A 21,703-nucleotide genomic window follows, 5' to 3' on the forward strand; every position below is an offset into this window, starting at 1 on the left:
CCACACCCCGGGTACAGCGCGGTCTGCCGCGCGGTCGCGGGCGGGCGGAGAGTTGCTCCCGGAGCGGGCGGCCCGGCCGTCGGGGACCCAGGGGGTGCGCGACACCGGACCGCGGCCCTGACGGACCGAGGCCGCCCGCCCGATCACCCCTGACGACGACACCGTCAGCCATGCCTGCTACCTCCAGGAGGTCACCATGCCGGGCCACCCTTCCCCCGCACCGTCCACTGCCCCTGCCCACGGGCGCGGCCCCGGGGCGACGGCGGCCATGCTCCGGCCACGACGGCCGGACGGATCCCGACCAGCCACGCCGCTCGCCCCCACCCGTGCGGGGGCGCGGCGGGCAGGCGTCGCACTGGTCGCTTCGCTCCTCGGCTTCACCGTGATCACGATCGACGTGTCGGCCGTGAACATCGCGCTGCCCGCGATCCGGGAGTCGCTCAGCGGTGGGATGGCCGGGCTGCAGTGGGTGGTGGACGCCTACACCCTGATGTTCGCGGCCTTGATGCTTTCCGCCGGTGCCATCGCCGACCGCGCGGGGGCCCGCCGCACCTACGCCTGGGGCGTCACCCTGTTCACCCTCGCCTCCCTCGGCTGCGCGCTCGCGCCCGGCATCGGCGTGCTGGTCGCCGCGCGCGTCGCACAGGGCGGTGCCGCCGCGGTCGTGATGCCGGCCTCGCTGGCTCTGATCCGCCAGGCCTACGACGACACCCGGGAGCGCGCCCGCGCCATCGCACTGTGGACGGTCGGCGGGTCGCTGGCCATGGCCGCGGGCCCCGTGCTGGGCGGAGTGCTCACCGAGTCGGTCGGCTGGCGGGCGGTCTTCCTGCTCAACCTCCCCGTGGGCGCGGTGATTCTCGGACTGCTGATCCGGGTTCCGCGCTCGCCGCGCCGGCCCGCCGCGCTGGACGCCGGCGGCCAGCTCACCGCCGTACTGGCCCTGACCGGGCTGGCCTTCGCGGTGATCGAGGGCGGCCACCTGGGCTGGACCGGTCTCCCCGTGCTGGCCGCCGCCGTGCTCGCCGTCGCCTCCGGGTTCGCCTTCCGCGCGGTGGAGTCCCGGCACCGCCGGCCCATGGTCCCTCTGCCGCTGCTGACGAAGCGAGAGGTGGCCGTCCCGTTGGCGGTCGGTTTCGCCGTCAACGCCGCCTTCTACGGAGGGATCTTCCTTCTCGGCCTGTACTACCAGCAGTTGCGGGGGATGTCGGGGACCGAGGCCGGGCTGATGTTCGTCCCCGTGTCGGCGGTGGTGACCGCGACCAACCTGGTCTCGCCGCGCCTGGCGGAGCGCATCGGGCGGCGGCCGGTGATCGTGGCCGGCCAACTGGTCTTCACCGCGGCGATGCTCACCATGCTGCCGCTGGCCGCGCACACCCCGGTCTGGCTGGTGCTGGTTCTGCTGCTGCCGCTGAGCGTCGGCGGGGCGCTCGCGGTACCCGCGCTGACCGCTCTGCTGATAGACGCCGTCCCGGGAGAACGCGCCGGGACCGCGTCAGGGCTCCTCAACTCCCTGCGCCAGACCGGCGGTGCGCTTGCCGTCGCCCTCTTCGGCAGCCTGCTCTCCGGCCCCGACGGCGGATTCTCCCTCCCGGGTATGCGCCTCGGCCTTCTCGCCATCGCCGCCCTCCTCCTCGCCACCGCCACCCTGTCCCGCATCGTCCTGCCGCGGGATTGACGACCGTCGTCCAACCGGACGGCGCGCCGCATGACACTTGTCACGCGCGACACCGGACGGCGCGCACTGGGAGGGCAACTCCCGCCAGTCATATGGTTCTTGCCATGACGAAGAGCGACGGGGAAAACCCACAGAAGACCGATGTCAAGGTAAGCCTCCTCGGCGGTCACCGCCTGGGGGGAGCCACCCTGCACGAGCGGACCGTCACCGCCTCCCTCATCGGTGGCGCCGACATCGACCTGACGGACATCGACATCCCGGACGGCACCGAACTGCGTATCACCAAGCTGAGCCTGATCGGCGGCGTCAGCCTCAAGGTCCGTCCCGACGTTCGGGTGGAGGTCCACGGGCTGCGCCTGGGCGGGGTGAAGGACGACGGCCCGACCGAACCGGGCGGCCCGACGGTCCGGATCGACGCCTGGGGCTTGGTCGGCGGCGTCACCGTCCACCGCGCGTAGTCACGGCCGACGCCGCGTCCGGCGGGCTACCGCCGGGAGCCCTTCACCGTCGCCAGGATCGCTCGGACGTCGTCGGCTTCGGGCATGCCGAGTTCGGTGTAGAGGGCGAGCGCACGCTCGTAGCAGCGAACGGCCGGGTTGGCGTCGCCGAGAGCGTGGTGGGCATCGCCGAGTCCGCCGTGCGCCCGAGCCTGCTGGCCGGGATTGCCGATGTCCTCGGCGATGGCCAGAGCGTCGGTGTGGTGGGTGAGGGCGTCGGCGTGCCGCCCTGCGGCATGGGCGGCCTCACCCAGTCCGTTGAGCGCGCCCGCTTCGCCGTCCCGGTCGCCGTTCTGCCGGTAGATGCCGATGGCCTGCCGGTGGCACTCGGCGGCTTCCTCGGGTCGGCCGAGGCGTGTACGGATGATGCCGAGGCTGTTCAGCGCCCCGGCTTCGCCATAGCGGTCGCCGACCTCCCTGAGCAGGAGGAGGGCCTGCTCCTGGTGGTCGACGGCCGGCCCGTACCGGCCGAGACGCGCCTCGACCATGCCGAGATCGTTGAGCGCGTGGGCCTCCAGGTACCGGTTGCCGCTCCGGCGCAGCAGGGTCAGGGCCTGCCGGAGACGGTCGGCGGCCGGCCCGTAACGGCCCAGCTGCCGTTCGACCGAGGCCAGGTCTTTCAGGACGATCGCTTCGCCCAGCCGGTCCTCGACCCGCCGGTACAGGACCAGCGCCTGTTCGAGGTTCTCGACGGCCGGCAGGTAGCGGCCCTGCCGCTCGGCGACGAGGCCGAGGTTGACGAGGGCGCGGGCCTGGCCGGTCGGGTCGCCGACCCGCCGGAACAGCGTCAGCGCCTGCTGAAGATGCCGGGTCGCCGGTTGGTGCTGGGCCAACTGCCAGTAGGCGGTGCCGAGTCCGAGCAGGGCCCGGGCTTCGCTCACCAGGTCGCCGGTCTGGCGAGCGGCGTCCCGGGCGTGGCCGTGGATCGTGAGGCCGTCGGTGTGATGCCCGGTGACGAGGTAGCGGTACAGGGTCAGGGAGAGCCGGATGGCATGAGTGGGCCGGCCGTGGGCGGCGGTGTGCGCGGCGACCGCCGTCAGGCACGGTCGTTCGGTGTCCAGCCAGGCGCGGGCGGCGTCCGGGTCGGACAGATCGGGCATCGGGGTGGCGGCCGGGGGAATGCCGGGCCGTAGATGGGCCTCGGCCGGATGGAGACAGCCCATGGCGGCGCCAGCGGTGGCCAGGTAGTGGTCGCACAGCCGGTCGACCGCTGCCCTGGGGACGTCAGGAGCGTCCTCGACCGTGGCGAGACGGGTGGCGTAGGCGCGGAGCAGGTCGTGCATGCCGTAGCGGCCGCCGCCCACGGGCTGGACCAGATGGGCGCGGGCCAGGATGTCGAGGGCGCGGTGGGCTTCCGTCAGGCCGCTGTCGCACAGCGCGGCGGCGGCGTAGGCGTCGAGGTCGGGGCCGGGATGCAGACCGAGCAGCCGGAAGGTACGCGCCACGTTCGCAGGCAGGTGCCGAAGCGACCAGGAGAACACCGCGGCGACTGCCGCCCGCGGGTCGCCGTCCGCGTCGAGCAGGTCCAGCCGCCGCTGCTGGTCGGCGAGTTCGGTGACGAGTTCGGCCAGGGGAGTGGTGGGGCGGGAGACGGCGAGTTCCGCGGCGACCCGCAGCGCGAGCGGCAGCCGGGCGCACTGCGCGGCAAGGTCGTCCACGGCCCCGGGATCGGCCTCGGCGCGGGCACCGACGAGCCGCCGCAGCAGGGCACGGGCGGCGTCGGCGGGCAGCAGGTCGAGGTCGAGCCGGTGGGCGCCCTCCCGCGCGACCAGCCCGGCCAGGCTGTCGCGGCTGGTCACCAGCACCGCGCAGGAGCCGGTGCCGGGCAGCAGGGGACGAACCTGCTCCACGGTGGCGGCGTTGTCCAGGACGATCAGCATCCGCCGGTCGGCGACCTCGCTGCGGTAGCGCGCCGCCCGGTCGTCCGGCTCCAGCGGAACGTCCTGCCCGGGCACCCCGAGCGCGGTCAGGAAGCGGACCAGCGTCTCCGCGGCCGTCATGGGCTGGTCGGGGTCGTAGCCACGCAGGTTCACATACAGCTGACCATCCGGGAACCGGTCCCGGGCCCGGTGCGCCCAGTGCACGGCCAGAGCGGTCTTGCCCACCCCCGCCGTCCCCGACACCGCGGAGATCAGCACCGCGGCCGGCCGCTCCGCAGCCGTGGCCAGGAGCGCATCCAGCCGGGCCAACTCCTCGTCACGGCCGATGAACGCCGCTGCCTCCATGGGAAGTTGCGCGGGAACGGACCTGGTGTGCTCCGCGTCGACGACGGGCGGTGTGCGGCGGACGGCCGGTGCGGCGGGCTCGCCGCTGAGGAGCGTCTGGTACTCCCGCTGCGCCTCCGTGCCCGGGGCGGTGCCGAGTTCGGCGGCCAGCCGTCGTCGCAGCGCGGTGTAGCAGGCGAGCGCCTCCGGAGCGCGCCCGGCGGCGTGCAGCGCCCGCATCAGCGCCACGGTGAGCGGCTCGGTCAGTGGATGTTCGGCGGCCAGGACGGTCAGCGTGTCTACCACCGTGCGGTGACCGCCCACGCGGAGTTCGGCGTCCGCCCAGTCCAGGACCGCGTCGATGCGCTGCTGCCGCCAGCCTTCGCGGACGCGCGCCGCCCACTGCCCGGACAGGCCGGCCAACGGCTCGCCCCGCCACAGCCCCAGGGCCTCCCGCAGCACCGCCGGCCGCCCCGCGTCGGATGCGTCGGCCGCACGGGCCCATGTGACCAGGCGCCGGAACCGGTGAGCGTCCACGAGGTCCCGCGGCATGTCGAGCCGGTAGCCTCCCGAGCCGCGCAGCAACTGCGGTTCCTTGAACGGGCTCGACGGGCTCGACGGGCCGTCGGCGTCGCGGGGGAGAGGCGTGTGCGCCCCGCCAGGAAGGTTCCCGTCGGCGCCGCCGGAGAGCTGCGGGGCGGTGTCCGCGAGGATGCGCCGGATGCGGGCGATGTGCGCGTACAGCGTGGCGCGTACCTGGGCGGGCGGTTCCTCGCCCCAGACCCGGTCGATCAGCGTCTCGGCCGCCACCCAGCGGCCCGCGTCCACCAACAGCGCCGCCAGGACCGTACGGCGTTTGGCGGGACCCAGATCCACCCGTCGGCCCGACACCCACAACTCGACGGGCCCCAGCAGCTGAAACCCCGTCACGCCGCCCCCTGCCCCACCCTGTGCGCGCCGACCCGATCCCCCGGGCGTCACCCAACCACCTGGCCACCGCCGAGGCAAGGTTCGCGCAAGCTTCTCGACCACCTCCCTCCTCCACCGTGTCCATGGCACCACCGCGCACCACGGACGACTCCCGTCCCGTGGGCGGCCCTCGAGTGATGGAGGAAGACTCAGCATGAAGCGGATCCTGGCGAAGGCAGGCATCGCCCTGGGAAGCGTGGCCCTGGCCACCACCGGTGCACTCATCACAGCCGCCCCCGCGAACGCGGCGTGGTCGGACTGTCCCGCCGGAGCGCTGTGCGCCTACCTCGGCGTCAACGGCGCGGGCGACCCGGGCGTGGTCTACAACGACAACGCGAACCTCCTGCAGTACAACAAGTTCAACAACGCCGAGTCCCTGTACAACCACGGCAACAACTGCAACGTCCGCCTCTACTCGGGCCTGAACTACACCGGCTCCAGCTACGTGCTTGCCCGGGGCTACTTGAACGGCTCCCTGGCGAACACCGTGTGGTGGCACAACGTCGCCTCGAACGACTGGTGCGTATGAGCGCATCCACGGCGCGGCGGACACTCCTCACGGTGCTCCTTGCGCTGACCGCGGCCGGCTGCTCCCTCGGCGGGGAGCCCGGCCGCGGGCCCGTGGCACTCGACGTCCGCCCCCTGTCCGGGGCCACCGCGTTCACCTATGCCCAGGCCGTACGTCTCCACGACCGCGAGGAACGTGCCGTCGCCGCCTGTATGACCTCGCGCGGCCAGAGCTACACGACTCAACCCCGGACCGCCTCCGCCCGCAGTGAGGAGACCAACCCCTACGGGCTGCTGACCCCGGAGAGAGCAGCCCAGGACGGGTACGGGATCGTCGGTGAGTACCTCTACCGGCAGTCCAGTCCTCCGCCGCCCGAAGAACCCCGCAAGACGGCCTGGAGGCAGGCCCTGACCGGTACACCGGCCCACCGGGTGCGCCTGCGGCTGCCCGACGGCGTCAGCCTCGAGTACTCCACCGACGGTTGTGTCGCCCGGGCGCGCGCCGAGCTGTACGGGGCGGACTGGAACACCGTGGCCCCGGTCACCATGGGACTGGCGAACCGTGTGATCGGCTCCGTCGAAGCGGATCCCGGCTACCGTGCCGCTGTCCGGCACTGGTCCTCGTGCATGACCAAGGCGGGGCACCCGGCGACCGACCTCCAGGCACCGCGCAGGGCCATCGACTCCCGGCTGCAGAAGGCCGCGGCAGACGCGGAGACCCTGCACGCACTCGGCCGAGACGAGATCAGGCTGGCGGGTGCCGACGCCGGCTGCCAGCTCGAGACCGGCCTGTCCGAAGCCGTCCGGGACGTGCAACAGGCCGCGGAGGAGCACCTGCTGACGGCGAGCGACAGAAGAACCGTCGCCCGCTTCGTGGCGGACAAGCACCACGCGCTGGCCACGGGCTCGGCATGAGCACCGGCCTCGTCCGAGGCCGGTATTCATCGGCACTGACCGCCGACCCGGACCCGACGCCGGTGCGCCGGGTCCGCGCCCGCGTCATGCCTCAGCGGACCGCCCGACTCATGCGGTATGGATCTCCAGGGCGGCACGCACCGCGGACTCCACGGCTCCCTCGATCCACGCCGGCTTGACGGACGTGTGGTCCCCGGCGAAGTGCAACGGCCCTTCGGCGACGGGGATCACGGGCAGCAGCTCCGTGTGCTGCCCGGGCAGGAGCACGGACGCCTCCCCGTAGGCGTAGGGGTCGCGGAGCCAGCTCTGGGTGCGGCCCGCTCCGGTGTAGAAGACCTCGATGCGCTGGCCGTAGACCTGCTGGAGGCCGCACAGGGCGTGCGGGTACCGTGCCTCGTCGTCCAGGGAGTCCCAGCGCAGCGCGTCGTCCGCCCAGCTGTACGAGGCCAGGACCACACCCCCCGGGCTGCCCGGAACCGGATGCGAGGGGTGGAACATGAACCGGTTGGCGTTGTCCGACACCGAGCCGCCGCCCACGACGTCGACCGCCTCCGGCTGCTCACGCGCGACCGCCCGGTTGGCCGCGTAGTGGGTGCGCTGACCCGCCGTGATGTGTCCGGCCGGCACGGACGGATGGGCGCCGAGCAGACTGCCGTCCGCGGCGGCGCGGCCGGTGCGGTAGGAGTCGTACAGGCCGGGGTCGACGGCGTGCAGCTCGCGCTTCCAGTCCGCCTCGTCGAACTCCCACCAGCGGCGGCTGAATTCCAGCAGCACCTTGGTCGCGCTGTCGTAGTGCAGTTCGCAGACCGCGCGACGCTTGCCGTAGGACATCGGCGGATCGATCTGTACGTGGCGCAGTCCGGAGAACGGCACGGTGATCACGGCGACGTCCGCGGTGAACTGCTCGCGGACGACGGGACCGTCGCGGCCCTCGGACACGGTGTCCACCCACACGTGCGGGCCCTTCGTCCGGACGTGCGCGGTGTCCGTCGAAGGGCGGTCGGGGTGGTGGTACCCGATGCGCGTGACACGGCGGTCGAACCGCACCTCCTTGCGCACGCGCTCCAGCAGGGCGTCCGGCAGCACGGCCGTGCCGCCCTCCAGCTCGTAGAAGGGCGTGTCGGGGCTGATCAGGGAGGAGCCGATGAAGCTGTGGATGAAGGACAGGGGGAGACGTGAGGTGAGGTTCTCCAGGGTGCCGATGAGGTCGATGGTCCGCTCGTCGAGACCGGCGTGTTCGGTGAGGAAGCGGTACATCGACCAGTCACCGAACCGCTGCACGACGCGGGCCCAGCCCCGCAGCCGCTCGGGTAGCGGCTTGTCGACCCGCTTGCCGTCGCCGCCGACGTGACTGAACTCGTCGCGCACCGGGTCCAGCGCGGAGCGCAGGATGGCGGCGGCGGGGGTGTCCCAGTGGGCCCGGGGGACACCGAAGGACCGGTTGATCCGCCGGGGCGCGCGGGCGTACTCGGCGCGCCGCATGCGGATGCCGTTGACGTGGATCCAGGTGCGGTTGGCGGGACGTCCTTCGCTGTCGACGTCGACGTAGTGGAAAGGCCGCTTCTTCAGTCCGAACTGGTCGATCAGCTCCATCACCAGGGGATGGCTGCCGGGGAGGCGCATCGCACCCGCTTCGGCGTACTGGCGTGGATCGGCGAAGGGCTGCTGGGCGTGTTCGTGGCCGCCGCTCCGGAAGGTCTTGATGCGTCCGCCCGCGCGGTTGCCGTTGGCCTCGAGCACGGTCACCCGGTGACCTGCCCTCTTCAGCAGCCAGGCGGCCACCAGCCCGGCCGGACCGGCCCCGACGACCAGGACGTCCTTCGGGCGGGTCCGTCGCCGGGCCGGCAGTCCCTCGTGCAGGACACGCTGGTAACGCGGGACGAGTGGGCGGTCGCCGGAATCCAGTACGAGGAGTGCCCGAGCCACGGCGAGGCACCGGTCGAAGTCGGTGCCACGGCTGTCGCCCGGCGCGGCCGGCGCGGCCGGCGCGGGCAGAGCCGTGGCGACACCGCCGGTCAGGGCCGTTGCCACCGTGGTCGTGCCGACCGCGGCCGCGAAACTCCTCCGGGAGAAACCGCCGTCCGAACGCAGCACCGAGTGATCTTCAGTCATGCCGGCCTTTGTACTGGCGGCGGAGGCCGGGCGTCCGCCCTTCGCCACGGCGTTGACTCGAAGGAGCGAAGACACAGATGAATCCTGACGTCTCCCGACGTCACAGCACGTCCGCCGACGTGGAGGCCAAGGGAAACCCGAAGGGATGAACGTCGGGCGAACTCCGTATGCCGTCGCGATCCATCCCCCACGCTGCGACATGCGTATCCACATCCGTTGAGGGGGGAAGGGTGGGGCAGCGGCGCACTTTGTTCGGTGACAGAGCCCGTTACTGGTTCGACAGCACGCTGGCTCGCGGTGCTCCCGCTCTCGTCGGCTGGATGGCGCTGGTGTGTCTGGCCGTCGTCGTCCCGGCCAGCGCCGTGCTGGTGTGGACCGACCCCCATGCGCCGGCGCCGCTCATCGACCGGCTGGCGGCGGTATGGCGCCTCACCGGGGAGACACTGCGGCTGGGCGGTACGACGGGCACACCGTTGCGCGTGTTGTTGTCGGTCCTGCTCGCACTGGTCGCTCTGCTGTACGTCTCGACGCTCGTAGGCCTGATCACGACGGCGCTCACGGAGCGGCTCACCGCGCTGCGGCGGGGGCGCTCCACCGTGCTCGAACAAGGGCACGCCGTGGTTCTGGGGTGGTCGGAACAGGTCTTCACCGTGGTGAGCGAACTGGTGGCCGCGGGCGCCAACCAGCGGCGCGCGGCGGTGGCCGTGCTGGCCGACCGGGACAAGACAGCCATGGAGGAGGCCCTGAACACCAAGGTGGGTTCCGTCGGCCGCACGCGGTTGATCTGCCGCAGCGGTCCCACCACCGACCCGGCCGTGCTCACCCTGACCAGCCCGGCCACGGCCGGCGTGGTGCTGGTCCTGCCCCGCGACGAGCCCGACGCCGACGCCGAGTTGGTCAAGACGCTGCTGGCGCTCAGGACGGCTCTGGCCGGGGAGGGAGAACGTCCGGCCGTCGTCGCCGCCGTCCGGGACGACCGCTACCGTCTGGCCGCCTGTCTGGCCGCCGGACCCGGCGGTGTCGTCCTGGAGAGCGACACCGTCACCGCCCGGCTGATCGTCCAGGCCGCCCGCCGCCCCGGGCTCTCCCTCGTCCACCAGGAACTCCTCGACTTCGCCGGCGACGAGTTCTATCTGATCGCCGCACCGGCCCTGGCCGGCCGCCCGTTCGGCGACGCGCTGCTGTCCTACCCGACGTCGAGCGTCGTCGGGTTGATGCGGGAAGGCACTCCACTGCTCAACCCGTCACCACAGACGCCGATGGTCCCCGGAGACCTGCTCGTCGTCATCTCCCGTGACGACGACACCGCCTGGCCGGGCGACTGCGCGGATCTGGTCGACAAGACGGCCATCGCGTCCGGCCCCTCGACACCCGAGCGGCCGGAGCGGGTCCTCCTGCTGGGCTGGAATCGCCGAGCCCCGCTCATAGTCGACCAGTTGCGCCGCCGCGCCCGGCCCGGATCGGCCGTCGACGTGGTGACCGACGGAGACGAGGCCACGGTCCGCCAGGTGCTCGAGACCGACGCGCACACCGGTACCGGCCTCACCTTGACACTGCACCGCGGCGACGTCACCCGGCCCGAGACACTGCGACGCCTGGACGTGCATTCCTACGACAGCGTGATCGTGCTCGGCCAGGACCCCGCCCCCGGCCCGCCGGCGGACGACCCCGACAACCGCACGCTCGTCACCCTCCTGCTGCTGCGCCAACTGGAGGAAGCCGGCGGGCGCGAACTGCCGGTCGTCACCGAACTGATCGACGACCGCAACCGGGCGCTGGCCCCCATCGGTCCCGGAGCCGATGTGATCATCAGTGGCAAGCTCATCGGTCTGCTCATGGCGCAGATCTCCCAGAACCGGCATCTGGCAGCGGTGTTCGAGGAACTGTTCTCCGCCGACGGCGCCGGGGTCCGCCTGCGACCGGCCGGCGACTACGTGCTGCCGGGACGTGAGACGTCCTTCGCCACAGTCGTGGCCGCGGCACGTCATCGCGGCGAATGCGCCATCGGTTACCGAAGCCACGCCGACTCGTCGACGCCTCCGGGCTACGGCATGCGGATCAACCCTCCCAAAGCCGAGCGACGCCGCTGGACGGCCGAGGACGAGGTGGTCGTCGTGGGCACGGACTGAAGAAAGACCCAAGGGCCCGAGGATCACTTTTCTCGCCTGCGCGATGCGGAGCTCGTTGCACGACCTCTACATCGATTCCCGCGACTGTGTGATTCGGGCAGGGCTGGTTGCGGTACACGACTACTGGACCGGCCTCACCGAGGCGGAGGCTGCAGAGGGAAGTCGGTGGTGGACACCGCTTCTTGGGACACGCTTTACGTGCCGTACGCAACTGCAGCCCGTGCCGCCGCTGTCTGACAGAGCGTGGGGCCCGTCAGGGCAAGGGAACGAGAGAGTGGGGCAGGTCGTGGGACGGCGCAGGGGCGGAATAGGGATCGCACTCGTCACGGTCGCGACGTTGGTGGGTGCGAGTGCCTGCGGCGGCGGCAGCAGCGACAAGGCGGGCGGGGACGACGCAAAGGCGCCGGGCAAGGCGAGTACTGGCGCATCGCCGTCACCGACGAAGCCCAAGGGCCCGCCCATGCTGCTGGAAACGATCACCCCGCAGACGGGAAACACGGTCGGAGTGGCCATGCCGATCTCGGTGATCTTCACCAACCCGGTGGCGGCCAAGGCGCGGGCCACGGTGGAGAAGCACATGAAGGTGAGCGCCTCCCAGCCGGTGGTCGGCGCCTGGCACTGGATGGGCGACAAGCGCGCCGACTGGCGGCCGAAGACGTACTGGCCCTCCGGCACGAAGGTGAAGATCGACGCTGACATGAAGGGCGTCAGCAACGGCAACGGACGCTACGGCGTGCGCACCTACACGCACACCTTCACCGTCGGCGACGACGTGCGCGCGGATGTCTCGGTGACCGGCCACACCATGAAGGTGACCCGGAACGGCAAGCTGGTCCGCACCCTGTCGATCAACGCGGGCAGCGCCCAGTACCCGACGTGGAACGGCACGATGGCCGTCATCGACAAGCAGGAGAAGGTCCACATGACCTCCTGCAGCGTCGGCATCAGCTGCGACAAGGGCAGCCCCAACTACTACGACCTGACGCTGCCCTGGGACGTCCACCTCACCCAGTCCGGCACGTACGTGCACTACTCGACCGGCGACCCCAATCCGGGCAGCGGCAGCGCCCGCGGCTCGCACGGCTGCGTCCATCTGTCCATGTCGGACGCCAAGTGGTTCTACGGCCAGGTCAAGCAGGGCGACCCCGTCACCATCACCGGCTCGCCCCGCGCCAAGGCCTCGGCCGACAACGGCTACGCCGACTTCAACCTGGGCTGGGGCCAGTGGCTCGCGGGCAGCGCGTCCGGCGAGCAGACGACCGCAGGGCTGTGACGCGCCGACCCGTCGACGCTCGTGGACGCCGTGACGGCCGCGCGCACGGAGCAGCCGCACCGATGCGGGCGCTCACACCCGGGGGACGCCGGCGAGGTCGAGCAGCCGGTGCATCTCGGTGGGCGGCAGCGCGGGGTTGGCCGCGGCGGCCAGAGCGCTCGCCGGGACGGTGAGGCGTCGCAGGAGTTCGTCCGCGGGCAACCGCGGGTCCCGGACCGCCCAGGTGCCGACGGCGGGGTCGTCGGCCAACCGCAGGACGAGATCCGAGTCGCCCTCGGGATCGTCGAGTGCGGCGCGGCGCAGCCGGGGGTTGGGATGGTCGGCGAAGCGGGCGAGGCCGGGCCTGGCGAAGTTCGGGTGTGCGCGCAAGAAGCTCCATTTCAGGCCGTGCCAGTAGGAGTACATCTCCACGACGAGCTCGTGCGGGGCCTGTGCGCAGGACTCGCACAGGGTGAGTTTGACGAAGAAGTCCTCGTCGCCGGCGAGCCGGTCCACCACGTCGCCGGGCAGATGCGGCTGCATCGCGATGCTCCGGCGCAGCAGGACATGACCTGAGGCGGCTGCCCGGCGGGCGACCTCCGGTTCGTGACCGCGCTCCATTACCCAGCGTGGCGGCGTGTGGTAGCCGCCCGGGACGACGTAGGGGATGGCGGAACGCTGCTCCTCGGTGAGGTCCTCACGCATCGACAGGACGAGCCGGACGCCGTCGTCGGGGTCCGTGGCGAGCCGCAGCGCCAGATCGGTCGGCACTCCAGGGTCCTCGGCCGCGGCGCAGCGGACGCGGGGATCGGGGCTCTGGACCCGGAGCTCGGGATCGGTCTCGGGCTCGGGTTCCGATGCGGGCGTGAGCAGCCGGGCCACCGCCTGCTGCACTCGGGGGTCGGGATCGGTGAGCAGGGCGTCGCGCACGCCGTCCGGGACCTGCTCCCACAGCTCCCGGGTGAGAGCGGCTGCCCTCACCGAACCGTCGGCGTCCCCGGCCAGCCGTGCCCTGGTGGCCAGGGGCAGACTCCGGTGGGAGGCCACCATCCTCCGGACCCGCGGGTGGCTGTCCTCAGCCAGGGTCTCCAGCATCCCCTCAGGTATGCGCCGGCCGAAGTCACCGAGCAGCGCGGCGTACACGGCACGCACCCGGGGCTCGGGATCACGGGCGAGCCGCGCCAGCACGTCGGCGTCGGCCCGCCCGTTCTCCAGAAGCTGCAGCCGGTGTTCGATCCGCGGGGAGGCCACCAGCAGGGCGGTGGCCTCGGCGTCGAGCGGACGCCAGGTGAGCCACGACGACACATGGCCGGGCAACCGCTCGGCAGCGAGCAGCCGGGCCAGCACCGCGCCCGGCAGCGCCGGGTTCACCATCAGCCCACCGAGCCACTCCTCGGCCGGCCGATGGACACCGTCACCATGACCGTCGAGATCCCCACCCACGTCGTGCATGGCCTCATCCTTCCGGATCCGCGAACCACGGTTCCCGCAGCCGAGCTCAAGCGGACGGCGTGACCGAGGACCACACCCCGAACCACTGCTCGGCGCCGTACTCCTCGAACCGCTCCACCTCGGTGAACCCCAGTTTCGCCGCGAGGCGCATCGCGGCGCCGTTGGCGGTCTGCGTGCAGAGCACCACCGGCTCACCGGGGCGCGCGTCGGCGAACCAGTCGAGTGCCGCTGCGCACGCCTCGGCGGCGTACCCGCGTCCCCACGCCTTGGGCAGGAGCATGTATCCGAGTCCGGTCTGCCCGGCATCCGCGTGGACGCGCCCCGGACGCTCCGCGTCGCGCCGATCGAACGTGACCACGCCGATCATCGCTCCCTCCAGATCGATCACGAAGAAGCCAGGGCGCCGCCCGGGCACCTCAGGTACCGCGCGTTCGAGCTCATCACGCGGTCGAGGTCCACCGAGGTAGGCGCCCACCTCAGGTGATGCGAACAACTCGATGAACGCCGTACGGTCCCGGGCCTCGGAAGCACGCAGCACGAGCCGTCCGGTCCTTATCGGGGCAGGTGGCCAGGCGACGGGCCCGAGTTCAGTCACGGCGGGCAACCTGTCGCACGCCGGTGAGAGTGATCCGAAAGAGAAGGCCCGGGCCGCGTCTCGGCTTCGCGACCAGCCGCCCGCACATGGTCACCGAGGCCTGTAGACGGTGGCCAGCACCGAGACCGTGACCCGGTCGGGCAGGAGGCCGCCGTCGTTCAGTTCCGTGCGACTCAGGTGGCGTGCGCTCGGCGTCATCCCCACCAGATCCAGGGCTTCTGCCCCGGCCAGGGCCATGGAGTACTCCACGCGTTCGGTGGCGACGGCCTCGAAGCGCGGGTCCAGCACCCGGTGCAGACGTTCTTCCTTGGCCGGGTCGATGGCGACCATCCCAGGAACCCGACCGCGCAGTTCGGTCAGGTGCCGCCCACCGGGACGGACCACGATCAGCCGGCCGGCCCGGCGGAGTATCCGGTGGAACTCGGCCGGATTGCGCGGGGCGAACACGTTCAGCACCACGTCGGCCACCTCGTCGGCCAGCGGGAAGGGACGGAAGACGTCCCAGGTCGCCGCTGCGCCTCGTTCATGGGTTCGCGCCGCCGAGCGCAGCGCTCGCGCCGACGTGTCCAGGCCCAGCCCCCGTGCGCCGGGCAGCTGGTCGAGAACGCCGGCCAGGTAATAGCCCGTGCCGCACCCGACGTCCACGACCGTGCCCCGCTCAGGGGCTGAGCCGGCCGCCAGGCGGGCCACGGCCTGGCGGATGGGCGCGTACCTGCCGGTCGCCAGAAAGCGGTCCCGAGCCTGGACCATGGCCGCGTCGTCCCCGCTGGTGGCGCGGGTGCCCGTGAGGAGGCCGGCGTAGCCGTGACGGGCGATGTCGAAGGAATGACCCGCCGGACAACGCACTGCGCTCCGGCCAGGGTGCAGGCGGCGCGTGCGGCACGTCGGGCAGCGCAGCAGGTCGAGGAACGGTCCGAGGGCAGGGGGAAGCAACACGGGCACGAGGCACTCCTGGCAAGTCCGAAGGGAAGAGACCGTGCCTGCGCGGAATGTGGTTCGCGCAGGCACACCAAGGAGGGCGACGCCGTCCGGCATCGCCCTCAACGCCTTCCGATCACAGGAAGCAGCAGTGCGGGGTGCTCATGAATGCCACGCCAGGAGTTTACGGCGTTCGAGCAAGCCCTTCATACCCGTGGGCGCACGGCCGTGACCGGCCACGACGTGCTGAGCAGCCGGACAGTGCCGTCCTCCGCCTCGTGTTCGCGCAGATGGTCCGTCAGGGCACGGCGGGCGCGGTCCCGTGCCGTGGCGTCGACCTGTTCCATCAGGTGGCGACCGGGGCCCGTTCCCAGCAGGAACGCCGCCGCGTCCTCCGCTCCGTGCCCCCAGGCCCCGTACACCTGCGCCTGGGTGAGGGTGAGACCGGTGAAGCCGGCCGGGGTGAGGAGGACGTCGCGGATGCGGTCCCGGGCGGCCAGGGAGGTGGCCGCCTTGGCCGGCGGCCGGGAGCCGTCCGGCGAGTGAGGTGGGAAGCGGGAGGCGCACGACACCCGTCACGACGCCGTGCCGGGACGTACGCCCTCCTGCCTGTCGAGAACCGGCCGGACCCGAACGCTTTCGGATCCTCCACACCTCTGGGAAGGTACGGAGGTCCGAGACCGCAGACGACCGTGTTCGAGAGAGAGGCATCAGCAGGTGAGTTCCTCCCGGGCGGCCATGGAGGAGGCCGTGGAGGTCCGCCGCTTCTGGCACGGCCTCGATCTGCCCGGGCTGATCGACGTTCACACTCACTTCATGCCCGAGCGCGTCCTGCACAAGGTCTGGGACTACTTCGACGCCAATGGGCCGCTGATCGCCGGGCTGCAGTGGCCGATCACCTATCGCATACAGGAGGCGGAGCGCACGAGCCTCCTGCGGGAGTTCGGCGTCAGGACCTTCACCGCCATGCTCTACCCCCACAAGCCCGGCATGGCCCGATGGCTGAACGGGTGGTCGGCCGACTTCGCCCGCCGCACCCCCGACTGCCTGCACACTGCCACGCTCTACCCCGAGCCGGACGTCGGGACCTATGTCCGTGAGGCCGTCGAATCGGGTGCGCGCGTGTTCAAGGCTCATGTACAGGTGGGAGCGTACGATCCGGCCGACGAACGGCTCCAGCAAGCGTGGGGCGTGCTGGCCGAGGCCGGAATTCCCGTGGTGATGCACTGCGGCTCCGGGCCCGCCCCCGGCAGACACACAGGCCCCGAGCCCATCGCGCGGGTCCTGGCACGGCACCCGGGACTGCGGCTGATAGTCGCGCACATGGGCATGCCGGAGTACGAGGAGTTCCTCGACCTCGCCGATCGGTACGACCAGATGCGCCTCGACACGACGATGGCGTTCACCGACTTCACCGAAGAACTCATGCCCTTCCCCCGCCAGGCCCTGTCCCGGCTCGCCGCTCTGGGCGACCGCATCCTGCTCGGCTCCGACTTCCCCAGCATCCCGTACCCCTACCTGCACCAACTCCAGTCACTGGAACGGCTGGAACTCGGCCAGGAGTGGCTGCGGGCCGTGTGCCACGACAACGCGGCAGACCTGTTCGGCCTGTCGCACGGTCAAGCCGACGCGTGAAATCCACACGATGCCTCTCGTGCGGAAGGTTGACACTGTCTCGGAGCTCGCTGAACATGTGAAGCCGATGGGAGCGCTCCCATAGTGGCACTGCTTCCCTGTGCCGGCTCCCCACCGCACGCGCACGCCTGCTCCGTACTGCCTCGTCGTCCCCCCACGTCCAGATCGTGCGGCGCCACTCGCCCGGCGCCCCGCCCGCACGTCCCCCAGGCGGCCTGCCACTGCGCCGCCCGGGGCGGCGCGGGCGTCCGGGCCCTGCCGCGCGGCCGCAGGGAAGGTGATCATGCGCATGACTCCGAGAGCCGCGCTCGCGGCCGTGGTCCTGCTGATGGCCGGAGCCGGCCCGGCGGTGACGCCCGCCGTGGCGACCGCGGCACCGCGGGGCACCGCGGCCGGTGACGGTCCCGCGCTCAGCGTCGACGCCACGATCGGCCGCCGCCCCATCGATCCGCACATCTACGGGATGAACTTCGCCGACGAGGCCCTGGCCGCCGATGTGCGACTGCCGGTCCGTCGGTGGGGCGGCAACGCGACGACCCGCTACAACTACAAGCTCGACGCCTACAACGCGGGCGCCGACTGGTACTTCGAGAACCTGTACTACAACAACGACACCTCGAAGCTGCCGGACGGCTCGGAGGCCGACAAGTTCGTCGACCAGAACCGCCGCACCGGCACCGACACCGTCATGACCGTGCCGATGACCGGCTGGACGACCGCGGCCCGCAACAGCGCCTGCGGCTTCGGTATCGCCAAGTACGGGCCTCAGCAAGGCAGCGACGCCCAGTGGCGGCCCGACTGCGGAAACGGCGTGAAGACCAACGGCACGAAGGTGACCGGCAACGACCCGGCCGACACCAGCACCGCCATCGACGCCGACTTCACCAAGGGCTGGGTGCAGTACCTCGACAGGACGTACGGCACCGCGAACAACGGCGGAGTGCGGTTCTACAACCTCGACAACGAGCCCGACCTGTGGTGGACCACCCACCGGGACGTGCACCCGACCGGGCCCGGCTACGACGAGCTCCGCGACACCACGTATGCCACCGCCGCCGCCGTAAAAGACGCCGACCCGGCGGCACAGACCCTCGGCCCCGTCGGCTGGGGCTTCAACTCCCTGGTCTACTCGGGTCTCGACCAGAAGACCTGCGGCGAGCAGGGCGGCGACTGCTGGTCCAATCCGCCGGACCGGGCCGCCCACGGCGGCGTCCAGTTCGCTCCCTGGTACCTGCAGCAGATGAAGGCCTACGAGCAGGCCCACGGCCGCCGTGTCCTCGACTACTTCGACGAGCACATCTATCCACAGCAGTCCGGGGTGTCCGGTGGCAACGACGACGCCGCGACCCAGGAACTGCGGCTGCGCTCCACCCGGCAGCTGTGGGACCCGACCTACGTGGACGAGAGCTGGATCAACCAGGCCGTACAGTTCATCCCGCGGATGCGCTCCCTCGTCGACGCCAACTACCCGGGGACCAAGCTCGCCATCACCGAGTACAACTGGGGCGCCCTGGACAAGATCGACGGCGGGCTCGCCCAGGCCGACGTCCTCGGTATCTTCGGGCGGGAGGGCCTGGACCTGGCCACCCTCTGGGACCCGCCCAAGTCCACCGACCCCGGAGCCTTCGCCTTCCGGATGTACCGCAACTACGACGGCAACGGCGGCGCCTTCGGCGACACCTCGGTGCACGCGGCCAGTGCCGACCAGGGCAAGCTCGCCGTCTACGCGGCCGAACGCAGCACCGACCACGCGCTCACCGTGATCGTCGTGAACAAGACCACCGGCGACCTCACCGCGCCGGTATCGCTGACCGGCGACAGCGCGCTGCCCCCGGCCGCGCAGGTCTACCGCTACGGGCAGGACGACACCACCGCGATCAAACATCTGGCCGACCAGCCGGTCTCCGGCGGTGCCTTCACCGCCACCTTCCCCGCGTACTCCATCACCGAGTACGTCCTGCCCGCCGGGTCCTCCACGGCCAACCCGCCCTCCGCCCCCGGTGGCCCGACCGCCACGTCCGTCGGCTCGGACCGGGTGACGCTGGGATGGACGGCCTCCAACGCCGGTTCCTCCCCGGTGGCGAGCTACCAGGTGTACTCCGGCGACCCGGCCAGGACCGCACCCGTCGCCACGGTCGACGCACCGGCCACCACGGCCACCGTCACAAATCTGTCTCCGTCCACCGCCTACACCTTCCGGGTCGTGGCCAAGGACACGGCCGGCCGCAGTTCCTCGCCGTCGCCCCCTCTGCAGGTGACCACCACGGCCGCGACGGCCTCCGTCTGCACGGTCGACTACAGGGTTTCCAACGACTGGGGAACCGGCTTCACCGCCACCATCACGGTCACCAACAAGGGCGCAGCCCTCAACGGCTGGCAGCTCGGCTTCACCTTCCCCGGCAGCCAGAAGGTCACCCAGGGCTGGAACGGCACCTGGAAACAGAGCGGCACCGCGGTGACCGTCAAGGACGCCGGCTGGAACGCCGCCCTGGCCACCGATGCCTCCGTCAGTGTCGGCTTCAACGGCGCCTACACGGGCACCAACGCCGTGCCCAAGAACTTCACCCTCAACAACAAGCCCTGCACCGTCCCCGGCACCGGTGCCGCGGCTCGCGTCAGCGAAGCGGTCGGACACGCGCCCGGCAGCCACGCCGTGCGGTGACCCTCCGCGCGGGTGACCCGCGCCCGCGGCGGTCCGGGCAGCCCCGGACCGCCGCGCCCCTGTCGGGGCAGGGGTTCAGGCCGGCTTACAGAACGGTGACGACCGTCTGGTCGGCGGAGACCGACTCGTCGTTTCCGACGAAGACGGCGACCTTGACCTTGTCGCCCTTGGCGAAGTGGGTGCCGGCGGCCGCGTGCAAGGTCACGATGGCGGTGTGGTTCGCGTAGTCGCAGATGACATCGTTCGTCTTGACGATGCCCACGGCGATGCCGGCGCCGGGGCTGTCCGGGCCGAGCGCCGTCGCGTTGGCCATGATCTCCTGCCCGAGGCCAGGGTCGCAGGAGTAGGTGACCTTCACCTGCACATCCGACTTGTGGAGCGACACCGTGTCGATGGTGATCCCGTTGCCCTTGGCCGCTGCCGAGGGCGCGGCCGCGAGGCAGCCCGCACCTACCACAAGGGCCGTGATGGCGGTCCCGGCCAGACGGCGCCTCAGGTTGATCGACTTCATTGGTTCTTTCCTTCCCCCTGCACGGTCACCCTGGTCTGAGATGTGGAGGAGTCTCCCACTGGGCGGGTGACTGCGCACAGTTGATCGATTAGCGCGGGAATCTTACGTGATCTTCCGTTTCTTCGCTGGGCGGCCCGCGCTGACAGCGTCGGACGGCCGTGGCGACGACGCCCGCACCCGCGTCCTCTTCACGCTCGCCCTGGTCGGCTGGAGTATCGCCATGCCCCGGTTGCGCCGGATGGTCCTCGGCCCGCGACGAGTCCTGACCTGGTCGCCGGACAGGTGGTCGAGCCATGGCGAGCGTGACTGACCGGCTGCCGGTTCGGTGCTCGCCGCGACCACCTGACGAGTTCACGACGTAATCAGCCCCAGGAGGCGAGCTGATGGACGGCCTGTTCGTCCGGATCGCCGACGTCTTCCTGACCGATGGCAATTGACCTTGTCCAAAGGTGAAGGCCGAGAGTGGATGCGGCAATGGGCCTTGCCCGAACCGGATGGAAGGAGTCTGCATGGATGACGACGCTCTCCTGGCAGAACAGAAGGTCTACTACAGGGCGGGCGCGGCCGAATACGACCGGCCCTACGCAGAGTCCGCAGTCCTGCAGCAATTGCTGACCGTCGTCGATGATCTCCCGATTGACGGGGACGTGCTGGAGTTGGCCTGCGCAACGGGCCAGTGGACTACGAGACTTGCTGCACGGGCACGTTCGGTGACGGCCGTCGACGCGGCAACCGAAACGCTGGCCCTCGCTCGGGCGCGCACCGCATCCCCCTCCGTCCAGTTCCTTCAGGCCGACCTGTTCGCGTGGCAGCCGCCACGACGCTACGACACGGTGTTCTTCGCCTTCTGGCTCTCCCACGTCCCGCCGAAGCGGCTGCCCGCCTTCTGGAAGACCGTCGCCGCCGCCCTCGTGCCGGGCGGCAAGGCGATCTTCATCGACGACGGCCCCGCCGCAGCCGCCTACGAGGAAGTGCTCGCGAACGGGCCGACCCCGGCGGCACTGCGCCGGCTCGATGACGGCAGCCAGTACCGCATCGTGAAGGTGTTCCACGATGCCGAGGCCCTGAAGACCGATCTCACCGCGCTGGGATGGTCGGTCCGTATCCGGACCATGGGCGGGCACTTCATCGGCATGGCGGAAGCACCGGCCACCGTCGGCTGAGCGAACGCGGGCCGCCCGGGTGCACTGATCTGTCCCGGCGTTGTCTTCGCCCGCCGGCCGGTCGCCCCCACGGGGTCAAGCCGTGGACGTCAGCCCGTCTTGGCGGACTTCTGTCCGGACGGGGTGACGGCGTACCACTGCTGGTCCTTGGCCTGGCCGTTCGCCTGCCCGGACGTTGTGTCGCCCAGGTACCGGTACAGCGGCCAGCCGGCGAGGGTGAGCTGCTTCTTGCCGTCCCGGTGGACCGTGCCGAGAAGGCTGTTCGCAACCCCGGCTGTCTTCACGGAGTCCTGCACGATGACAGGCATCCAGGTCTTTGTACACGCGCCGGAACAGGTCCACTTGGACGGGGCCGGCTGGTCCTTGTCGTAGCGGTAGAGGGTCATCCCCTTGTCGTCGGTGACCACGTTGCCCATGCCCTCGATCGCCTTGGCCATCACCATGGTGGTAATGGCCGTGTGCCCGCTCCCGGAGGTGCCGCTCTCGGCCGGTGCTGAGGCGACTGGT

The 21,703-nt window shown here is 71.2% G+C and carries 18 protein-coding genes; 10 read left to right on the forward strand and 8 right to left on the reverse strand.

From position 1 onward, the window contains the following. Window positions 1-268: 268 nt before the first annotated feature. Window positions 269-1,675, forward strand: a complete 1,407-nt coding sequence (locus ACFY0F_RS25900) for an MFS transporter (protein WP_388798794.1) — start codon at window positions 269-271, stop codon at window positions 1,673-1,675. A 104-nt stretch (window positions 1,676-1,779) separates the two neighbouring features. Further along, complete coding sequence (locus ACFY0F_RS25905; protein WP_388798797.1) at window positions 1,780-2,133, forward strand: hypothetical protein; 354 nt, start codon at window positions 1,780-1,782, stop codon at window positions 2,131-2,133. Window positions 2,134-2,159: 26 nt separating this feature from the next. On the opposite strand, the gene ACFY0F_RS25910 is transcribed toward ACFY0F_RS25905, so the two are convergent. Next, window positions 2,160-5,306: a tetratricopeptide repeat protein gene (locus ACFY0F_RS25910; RefSeq protein ID WP_388798800.1), complete on the reverse strand. Its 3,147-nt coding sequence runs from the start codon at window positions 5,304-5,306 to the stop codon at window positions 2,160-2,162. 193 nt (window positions 5,307-5,499) lie between these two features. Between ACFY0F_RS25910 and ACFY0F_RS25915 the strand changes: the two genes are divergently transcribed. Together ACFY0F_RS25915 and ACFY0F_RS25920 are read left to right on the forward strand one after the other, a co-directional pair. Further along, window positions 5,500-5,874 (forward strand): peptidase inhibitor family I36 protein, encoded by a 375-nt coding sequence (locus ACFY0F_RS25915; protein ID WP_388798803.1) that lies wholly within the window; start codon window positions 5,500-5,502, stop codon window positions 5,872-5,874. Beyond that, window positions 5,871-6,767 (forward strand): hypothetical protein, encoded by an 897-nt coding sequence (locus ACFY0F_RS25920; RefSeq protein WP_388798805.1) that lies wholly within the window; start codon window positions 5,871-5,873, stop codon window positions 6,765-6,767. The genes ACFY0F_RS25915 and ACFY0F_RS25920 overlap by 4 nt, the downstream gene beginning before the upstream one ends. A gap of 108 nt (window positions 6,768-6,875) precedes the next feature. On the opposite strand, the gene ACFY0F_RS25925 is transcribed toward ACFY0F_RS25920, so the two are convergent. Further along, window positions 6,876-8,879: an FAD-dependent oxidoreductase gene (locus ACFY0F_RS25925; RefSeq protein WP_388798808.1), complete on the reverse strand. Its 2,004-nt coding sequence runs from the start codon at window positions 8,877-8,879 to the stop codon at window positions 6,876-6,878. A 230-nt stretch (window positions 8,880-9,109) separates the two neighbouring features. On the opposite strand from ACFY0F_RS25925, the gene ACFY0F_RS25930 reads away from it, so the two are divergent. After that, window positions 9,110-11,008, forward strand: a complete 1,899-nt coding sequence (locus ACFY0F_RS25930) for an NAD-binding lipoprotein (RefSeq protein ID WP_388798811.1) — start codon at window positions 9,110-9,112, stop codon at window positions 11,006-11,008. A 274-nt stretch (window positions 11,009-11,282) separates the two neighbouring features. Beyond that, a complete protein-coding gene (locus ACFY0F_RS25935; protein WP_388798814.1) occupies window positions 11,283-12,281 on the forward strand; it encodes an Ig-like domain-containing protein in 999 nt (332 codons plus the stop codon). 72 nt (window positions 12,282-12,353) lie between these two features. Here the strand turns inward: ACFY0F_RS25935 and ACFY0F_RS25940 are convergent, their stop codons facing one another. From ACFY0F_RS25940 to ACFY0F_RS25955, 4 genes are all read right to left on the reverse strand, one after another. After that, window positions 12,354-13,712, reverse strand: a complete 1,359-nt coding sequence (locus ACFY0F_RS25940) for a hypothetical protein (RefSeq protein WP_388798817.1) — start codon at window positions 13,710-13,712, stop codon at window positions 12,354-12,356. A gap of 46 nt (window positions 13,713-13,758) precedes the next feature. Beyond that, entirely contained in the window at window positions 13,759-14,307 is a 549-nt protein-coding gene (locus ACFY0F_RS25945) for a GNAT family N-acetyltransferase (RefSeq protein ID WP_388798820.1), read from the reverse strand. Between the two features lie 90 nt (window positions 14,308-14,397). Continuing rightward, window positions 14,398-15,249 carry a methyltransferase domain-containing protein gene (locus tag ACFY0F_RS25950; protein ID WP_388798823.1) on the reverse strand — a complete coding sequence of 284 codons (852 nt, stop codon included), beginning with the start codon at window positions 15,247-15,249 and terminating at the stop codon, window positions 14,398-14,400. Window positions 15,250-15,431: 182 nt separating this feature from the next. Continuing rightward, window positions 15,432-15,797 carry a hypothetical protein gene (locus ACFY0F_RS25955; RefSeq protein ID WP_388798826.1) on the reverse strand — a complete coding sequence of 122 codons (366 nt, stop codon included), beginning with the start codon at window positions 15,795-15,797 and terminating at the stop codon, window positions 15,432-15,434. A 166-nt stretch (window positions 15,798-15,963) separates the two neighbouring features. Between ACFY0F_RS25955 and ACFY0F_RS25960 the strand changes: the two genes are divergently transcribed. Further along, on the forward strand, window positions 15,964-16,860 hold the full coding sequence (locus ACFY0F_RS25960) for an amidohydrolase family protein (protein ID WP_388799255.1): 897 nt from the start codon (window positions 15,964-15,966) through the stop codon (window positions 16,858-16,860). Window positions 16,861-17,149: 289 nt separating this feature from the next. Further along, on the forward strand, window positions 17,150-19,522 hold the full coding sequence (locus tag ACFY0F_RS25965; protein ID WP_388798829.1) for a glycoside hydrolase family 44 protein: 2,373 nt from the start codon (window positions 17,150-17,152) through the stop codon (window positions 19,520-19,522). 85 nt (window positions 19,523-19,607) lie between these two features. Here the strand turns inward: ACFY0F_RS25965 and ACFY0F_RS25970 are convergent, their stop codons facing one another. After that, window positions 19,608-20,033, reverse strand: a complete 426-nt coding sequence (locus ACFY0F_RS25970; RefSeq protein WP_388798831.1) for a hypothetical protein — start codon at window positions 20,031-20,033, stop codon at window positions 19,608-19,610. Window positions 20,034-20,139: 106 nt separating this feature from the next. On the opposite strand from ACFY0F_RS25970, the gene ACFY0F_RS25975 reads away from it, so the two are divergent. Then, window positions 20,140-20,343, forward strand: coding sequence for a hypothetical protein (locus tag ACFY0F_RS25975; protein ID WP_388798834.1), 204 nt, complete (start codon window positions 20,140-20,142; stop codon window positions 20,341-20,343). Window positions 20,344-20,542: 199 nt separating this feature from the next. Further along, window positions 20,543-21,196: a class I SAM-dependent methyltransferase gene (locus tag ACFY0F_RS25980; protein ID WP_388798837.1), complete on the forward strand. Its 654-nt coding sequence runs from the start codon at window positions 20,543-20,545 to the stop codon at window positions 21,194-21,196. A gap of 89 nt (window positions 21,197-21,285) precedes the next feature. Here ACFY0F_RS25980 and ACFY0F_RS25985 read toward each other — a convergent pair whose 3' ends face one another. Then, a complete protein-coding gene (locus tag ACFY0F_RS25985) occupies window positions 21,286-21,633 on the reverse strand; it encodes a hypothetical protein (RefSeq protein ID WP_388798840.1) in 348 nt (115 codons plus the stop codon). Window positions 21,634-21,703 lie beyond the last annotated feature (70 nt).

The organism is Streptomyces sp. NPDC001544 (genome assembly GCF_042894285.1).
GTDB lineage: Bacteria > Actinomycetota > Actinomycetes > Streptomycetales > Streptomycetaceae > Streptomyces.